The sequence below is a fragment of the Bradyrhizobium cenepequi genome (assembly GCF_020329485.1).
In the GTDB taxonomy this organism is placed as follows: Bacteria; Pseudomonadota; Alphaproteobacteria; order Rhizobiales; family Xanthobacteraceae; genus Bradyrhizobium; species Bradyrhizobium cenepequi.
Window position 1 is genome coordinate 1 of record NZ_JAGKJI010000153.1, and the last position, 1,151, is coordinate 1,151.

Annotated in this window: 2 protein-coding genes; one reads left to right on the forward strand and one right to left on the reverse strand. The window is 61.9% G+C overall.

All coding sequences use genetic code 11. The features are described 5' to 3' along the window. A partial coding sequence (locus J6497_RS40615) for a hypothetical protein (RefSeq protein ID WP_225709741.1) occupies positions 1 to 204 on the forward strand: 204 nt, incomplete at its 5' end. A 77-nt stretch (positions 205 to 281) separates the two neighbouring features. On the opposite strand, the gene J6497_RS40620 is transcribed toward J6497_RS40615, so the two are convergent. Next, complete coding sequence (locus J6497_RS40620; RefSeq protein ID WP_312010467.1) at positions 282 to 1,094, reverse strand: GSU2403 family nucleotidyltransferase fold protein; 813 nt, start codon at positions 1,092 to 1,094, stop codon at positions 282 to 284. Between the last annotated feature and the right edge of the window lie 57 nt (positions 1,095 to 1,151).

The window sequence follows — 1,151 nt, forward strand, 5'->3', positions numbered from 1 at the left end:
TGGTACGACGCCTCAACAGAGTGTGAACGACCGGCTCAAATTGGATCAAGTCTTCAGGCGATCACGCCGAAGCAAGCCTACAGGCCGGATACCGCAGCAAAACCGTCCGATACATATCGGCCGCATTGCTCAGACATCGAGGCCGATTCGGAAATGCTGCTCGCCGCTGCTGCTGCCGATCATGATGGATCATCGGCAACATGAGCCAGAGGCAATCTGGAAGATACGGGCGGCTCGGCGTTTGATGATGAGCGAGGGACACGCAAGCCGCGGGATTTGTGCTATTTCGGACCGGGCGTGGATTTTTCTCCGTCGGCAGACTTATCTGCGAGCTCATATTTGGCCGGATCCATTTCGAGTTCGGTCACGCCCTTCGAGAGTTCGGTTCGCAAGAAGGCCCGGAAGTCATCATCGTACGTCGCGATGCTCTGGCGGATCGCGGCTCTCCAATGGTCTCCGCGATCCCAGGCTTCCATGAAGGCAGAGGCCAGATCGGCATGCTGCCGGTTCGCGATCATCGCTTCGATGATGGATCTGGCCTGAAGCCGATCCTTCGCGCTTTTTGCGGTCGCATCGCGATCCTCCTTGCGGCGGGATCTGACAATGACCTTGTGGACGGCGTACCGTTCCGGCGACGGGATCAGGACCGGCACGCCCGCACCGTGCAGCAGGACCGCGCGGATGGGTTGGTAGATCAGGTAGTCGAGGAAGCGTAGCGGCGCTGCGGCTGCCCCGCCCAGCGCCGGCATCGGGACCGGCTTCCCCGCCTGATCGTCGGACCACTGGTTCGGCGTGAGGAATTCCACCTTGAACTTGTCCCGCGAGACGAATTGGGTGGAGACCCGGCCGTCGACCTGGCTCGGAATCTCCCGGAAGGTCGGATCGACCTCTCGAAGCACCTCAAGGATCGGCGGCATGGAGTCGCCGACGGCCACCGAGATCTCATGGAACTGGGCAAAATCGGCGTCGCCGGTCTGCATGGCGACCGCGTCCAGACGGCGACCGAGGACGGCGGAGTAACACTGGTAGGCCACGGTGCCGATGAGCACGCCGCGCAGACGGAAGAAGCCGGCTTTTGCCAGTTGCTCCACCACCTGGCCTGTCATCAACGGAGGACGCGGCAGATAGGCCTCGCGCGTCAACGTGGCAAC